Origin of the sequence: Pseudomonas sp. UBA6323 (genome assembly GCF_002439135.1) — a bacterium.
GTDB lineage: Bacteria > Pseudomonadota > Gammaproteobacteria > Pseudomonadales > Pseudomonadaceae > Aquipseudomonas.
Window position 1 is genome coordinate 1 of record NZ_DJSX01000104.1, and the last position, 5,634, is coordinate 5,634.

Below are 5,634 nucleotides of genomic sequence, written 5' to 3' on the forward strand. Positions count from 1 at the left end.
CCGTGACGTCCAGTGCGGTGGTCGGCTCGTCGGCGATCAGTAGTTGCGGCTCGTTGGCCAGGGCCATGGCGATCATCACGCGCTGACGCTGGCCACCGGAGAGTTCGTGCGGGTAGGCCTTCAGGCGCTTCTTCGGTTCGGGGATGCCGACCAACTCCAGCAACTCCAGGGTGCGCGCACTGGCAGCCTTGCCGCGCATGCCCTTGTGCAGGGCGAGCACCTCGTTGATCTGCTTCTCGATGGTATGCAGCGGGTTGAGCGAAGTCATCGGCTCCTGGAAGACCATGGCGATGCGATTGCCGCGGATGCCGCGCAGGCGACCTTCGCCGAGCTTGAGCAGGTTTTCGCCGGCGTACTCGATGCTGCCATGCGGATGGCGCGCGAGCGGGTAGGGCAGCAGGCGCAGGATCGAGTGCGCCGTGACCGACTTGCCAGAGCCGCTTTCGCCGACCAGGGCCAATGTCTCGCCTTTACGGATGTCGAAGCTGACGCCTTCGACCACGCGCTGGCAGTTGTCGCCCGTGACGAACTCGACGGCCAGGTCGCGAACTTGTAGCAGGGTTTCGTTCTGGCTCATGTCATTTCCTCGGGTCGAAGGCATCGCGGGCGGCTTCGCCGATGAACACCAGCAGGCTCAGCATGATCGCCAGCACGGCGAAAGCGCTGATGCCTAGCCAGGGCGCCTGCAGGTTGCTCTTGCCCTGGGCGACCAGCTCGCCGAGCGAGGGAGCGCCAGGCGGCAGGCCGAAACCGAGGAAGTCCAGGGCGGTCAGGGTGCCGATGGCGCCGGTGAGGATGAAGGGCATGAAGGTCATGGTCGAGACCATGGCATTGGGCAGGATGTGGCGGAACATGATCGCCCCGTTGCCCATGCCCAGCGCTCGCGCCGCGCGCACGTATTCCAGGTTGCGCCCGCGGAGAAATTCGGCGCGCACCACGTCCACCAGACTCATCCAGGAGAACAGCAGCATGATGCCCAGCAGCCACCAGAAGTTCGGCTGCACGAAGCTGGCGAGGATGATCAACAGGTAGAGCACCGGCAGGCCCGACCAGATTTCCAGAAAGCGCTGGCCGAGCAGGTCGACCCAGCCGCCATAGAAGCCTTGCAGCGCGCCGGCGATCACGCCGATCACCGAACTGGCCAGAGTCAGGGTCAGGGCGAACAGCACCGAGATGCGAAAGCCGTAGATCACCCGTGCCAGCACGTCGCGGCCCTGATCGTCGGTGCCCAACCAGTTCTGCGCCGAAGGCGGCGCCGGAGCGGGCACTTCCAGGTCGTAGTTGATGCTCGAATAGCTGAAGGGAATCGGCGGCCAGATCATGCGGCCGTCCTTTGCCGCGATCAGGTCCTGGATATACGGGCTCTTGTAGTTGGCCTGCAGCGGGAATTCACCGCCGAACACCGTTTCCGGGTAGCGCTTGAGCACCGGGAAATACCACTCGCCGTCGTAGCGCACGGCCAGCGGCTTGTCGTTGGCGATCAGTTCGGCGCCGAGGCTCAGGCCGAACAGGATGAGAAATAGCCACAGCGACCACCAGCCGCGTTTGTGGGCTTTGAAGCGATCGAGGCGGCGCCGATTGAGGGGCGACAGTTTCATGCTCAACCCTCCCGGCTTTCGAAGTCGATGCGCGGATCGACCAGGGTGTAGGTGATATCACCGATCAGTTTCACGACCAGTCCCAGCAAGGTGAAGATGAACAATGTGCCGAACACCAGCGGATAGTCGCGGTTGATCGCTGCCTCGAAGCTCATCAGGCCCAGGCCTTCGAGGGAGAAGATCACTTCGATCAGCAGGGAGCCGGTGAAGAAGATACCGATGAAGGCGGCGGGGAAGCCGGCGATGATCAGCAGCATGGCGTTGCGGAACACGTGACCGTAGAGCACGCGATGGTTGGTCAGGCCCTTGGCCCGGGCGGTGATTACGTACTGCTTGTTGATCTCGTCGAGGAAGCTGTTCTTGGTCAGCAAGGTCAGGGTGGCGAAGTTGCCGATGACCAGAGCGGTAACTGGCAGTACCAGGTGCCACAGGTAGTCGAGAATCTTGCCGCCGAGGCTGAGCTGCTCGAAGTTGTTCGAGGTCAGCCCGCGCAGGGGGAACCAGTCCCAGTAGCTGCCGCCAGCGAATAGCACGATGAGTAGAATGGCGAAGAGGAAGGCCGGAATGGCGTAGCCGATGATGATCGCCGAGCTGGTCCAGACGTCGAAGGCGCTGCCGTGGCGGGTGGCCTTGGCGATACCCAGGGGGATGGAGACCAGATACATGATCAGCGTACTCCACAGCCCGAGCGAGATCGATACCGGCATCTTCTCGATGATCAGGTCGATGACCTTGGCGTCGCGAAAGAAACTGGAGCCGAAGTCCAGCTGAGCGTAGTTCTTCAGCATGATCCAGAAGCGTTCCGGCGCCGGCTTGTCGAAGCCGTACATCTTCTCGATTTCTTCGATCAGCTTGGGATCGAGGCCCTGCGCGCCGCGATAGTTGGAGCCGGCTACGGAAACCTCGCTGCCGCCCCCCGCAATGCGGCTGGTGGCGCCATCGAAGCCTTCGAGTTTGGCGATCATCTGTTCCACCGGGCCGCCGGGCGCGGCCTGAATGATGACGAAGTTGATCACCAGGATGCCGAACAGGGTCGGGATGATCAGCAGCAGGCGGCGAATGATGTAGGCCAGCATGTTATTGCTGCGCCTCTTCGGTCGCCTGTTGCTGAGCTGCGTCTGGCTTATCGAGGTCCGGGCGCACCCACCAGGTATGCAGGCCGATATCGTAGAGCGGCGTCACTTTCGGATGCTCGAAATGGTTCCAGTAGGCAACGCGCCAGGTCTTGATATGCCAATTGGGGATCACGTAGTAGCCCCACAGCAGTACGCGATCGAGGGCGCGGGTATGAGCGATCAGATCCTGCCGCGAGTCGGCATTGATCAGCTCTTCGACGATCTGGTCGATGGCCGGGTCCTTGAGGCCGATGTAGTTGCGGCTGCCAGGGTTGTCGGCGCTGGAGGAGTGCCAGTATTCGCGCTGCTCGTTGCCCGGCGAGTTGGACTGGCCGAAGCCGCCGACGATCATGTCGAAATCACGCGAGCGCAGGCGGTTGATGTATTGCGAAACGTCGACGCGGCGAATCACCATCTCGATGCCGAGGTCGGCCAGGTTGCGCTTGAAGGGCAGCAAAACGCGCTCGAACTCGGTCTGCGCCAGCAGGAACTCGAAACTCACCGGCTGGCCATTGGCGTCGAGCATGCGATCGCCCTCGATGCGCCAGCCCGCCTGTTGCAGCAGTTGATAGGCGCGGCGCTGCTGTTCGCGGATGATGCCGCTGCCATCGGTGACCGGTACGCGGAATTCCTCGCTGAACACCTCGGCCGGAATCTTGCCGCGCAGCGGCTCGAGAATCGCCAGCTCGTCTTCACCGGGCAGGCCGCGCGACCCCAGCTCGGAGTTGTCGAAGTAGCTGCGGGTTCGGAAGTAGGCGCCGTTGAACAGGCGCTTGTTGGCCCATTCGAAGTCGTACAGCAGGCCCAGCGCCTCACGTACGCGGCGATCCTGAAACTGTGGCCGGCGGGTGTTGAAGATGAAACCCTGCATGCCGGTCGGGTTGCGGTTCTGAATCTCTTCCTTGATCAACTGGCCGTTGGCGACCGCCGGGGTGTTGTAGGCGGTGGCCCAGTTCTTCGCGCTGGTTTCCAGCCAATAGTCGAACTGGCCGGCCTTCAGCGCCTCCAGTGCTACGGTGTTGTCGCGGTAATAGTCGATCTGGATGGTATCGAAGTTGTAGAAGCCGCGGCTTACCGGGAGGTCCTTGGCCCACCAGTCCTTGACCCGCTCGTAGCGGATGCTGCGACCGGCCTGGACGCGGCCGACCTTGTACGGGCCGCTGCCCAGAGGCGCTTCGAGATTGCTTTTGGCGAAGTCGCGTTCAGCCCACCAGTGCTTGGGAAGGACCGGGAGCTGGCCAACGATCAGCGGCAACTCGCGATTGCCGGCATGCTTGAACACGAAGCGCACGCTGTGCGGCGATTCCACTTCCACCTGATCGACATCGGCGTAGTAGCCGCGGTACATCGGCGCGCCTTTTTCCATCAGCGTATCGAAGGTGAACTTGACGTCCTCGGCGGTGATCGGCGTGCCGTCGTGAAAGCGCGCTTCCTTGCGCAGCAGGAAGCGTACCCAGGCGTTGTCGGGCGCCTTTTCGATCTTCTCTGCGATCAGGCCGTAGGCGGTGAACGGCTCGTCCATGCTCTGCACGGCCAGGGTGTCGTAGATCAGGCCGATATCGTCGGCGGCAACGCCCTTGCTGATGAACGGGTTGAGGCTGTCGAAGCCGCCGAAGCCCGCCTCGCGAAAGGTGCCGCCCTTGGGGGCTTCGGGATTGGTGTATTCGAAGTGCGTGAAGTTCTCGGGGTACTTGGGCGGCTCGTCATAAAGCGTGACGGCGTGCTGCGGGGCTGCGAGGGCGAGGCAGGTGAGGCCGGTGAGGCCGAGCAGGATGAGGCTGCTACCGTGGAGCAGGAAACTGCGCAGCGGGTGGATCATCGAGCGTTCTCCGTGGGCTTCAGCCACCAGGTGCGCAGGCCCAGGGTGTAGGGCGGCGTGGTGACGAAGGCGAACCGGTTGCGGTACGCCAGGCGGTGATAATTGATGTACCAGTTGGGGATGCTGTAGTGCTGCCAGAGCAGCACCCTGTCCAGGGCGCGGGTGGCGGCGATCTGTTCGTCGCGGGTCTGTGCCGAGAGCAGCTTGTCGATCATCTCGTCGACCACCGGATCCTTGACGCCTGCGTAGTTCTTGCCGCCCTTGAGATTCACCTGGCTGGAATGGAAGTACAGCGATTGCTCCAGGCCCGGGCTGAGGGTTTGTGGCAGGGTCAGCAGAATCATGTCGTAGTCGAATTGGTCGAGGCGTTGCTTGTATTGCGCGCGGTCGACGGTACGCAGATTGGCGCGTATGCCGAGGCTGGCTAGGTTGGCGACGTAAGGCTGGAGAATGCGCTCGAGGCTGGGATTGACCAGCATGATCTCGAACTCCAGGCGTTGGCCACGCGCATTGCGCAGCTCCTGGCCGGAGGGCTTCCAGCCGGCGTCGGCCAATAGACCGAGGGCGCGGCGCAAGGTTTCCCGGGGAATGCCGCGGCCGTCGGTTACCGGTTGTGTCGGCGCCTCGGTGAACAGGCGTGCCGGCAGCTTGTCGCGGTGCGGCGAAAGCAGCAGCCATTCGGCGCCCTCGGGCTTGCCGGTGGCTGAGAAGTCGCTGTTGGGGTAGTAGCTGGCGGCGCGCACGTAAGCGTTGTTGAACAGGGTGCGGTTGGTCCACTCGAAGTCGAACATCAGCCCTAGCGCTTCACGCACGCGGCGGTCGCTGAACAGGGCGCGGCGGGTGTTCATGAACAGCGCCTGGGTCTGGGTCGGGATCTGGTGCGGTATCTCGGCGCGCACCACCTCACCACGGGCAACGGCCGGGAAGCGATAGCCGTTGCTCCAGTTCTTCGCCTGGTTCTCGATGTAGAAGTCGAATTCGCCGGCCTTGAACGCTTCGAAGGCAACATGGTTGTCGCGGTAGAACTCTACTTCGATACGGTCGAAGTTGTACTTGCCGCGATTGACCGGCAGGTCCTTGCCCCACCAGTCCTTGACCCGCT

At 62.8% G+C, this 5,634-nt stretch carries 5 protein-coding genes; all 5 read right to left on the minus strand.

Annotation, left to right across the window (positions count from 1 at the left end; genetic code table 11):
* Positions 1 to 577: ATP-binding cassette domain-containing protein (locus B3P22_RS22970; RefSeq protein ID WP_296272667.1), on the minus strand; the 577-nt coding region annotated here is incomplete at its 3' end.
* A gap of 1 nt (position 578) precedes the next feature.
* The gene (locus tag B3P22_RS22975; protein WP_197856384.1) at positions 579 to 1,598 is read right to left on the minus strand and encodes an ABC transporter permease; all 1,020 of its coding nucleotides are present in this window, start codon (positions 1,596 to 1,598) and stop codon (positions 579 to 581) included.
* A 2-nt stretch (positions 1,599 to 1,600) separates the two neighbouring features.
* Complete coding sequence (locus B3P22_RS22980; RefSeq protein WP_197856385.1) at positions 1,601 to 2,674, minus strand: microcin C ABC transporter permease YejB; 1,074 nt, start codon at positions 2,672 to 2,674, stop codon at positions 1,601 to 1,603.
* A 1-nt stretch (position 2,675) separates the two neighbouring features.
* Complete coding sequence (locus tag B3P22_RS22985) at positions 2,676 to 4,532, minus strand: extracellular solute-binding protein (RefSeq protein ID WP_296272669.1); 1,857 nt, start codon at positions 4,530 to 4,532, stop codon at positions 2,676 to 2,678.
* A partial coding sequence (locus tag B3P22_RS22990; protein WP_296272671.1) for an extracellular solute-binding protein occupies positions 4,529 to 5,634 on the minus strand: 1,106 nt, incomplete at its 5' end. The genes B3P22_RS22990 and B3P22_RS22985, both read right to left, overlap by 4 nt.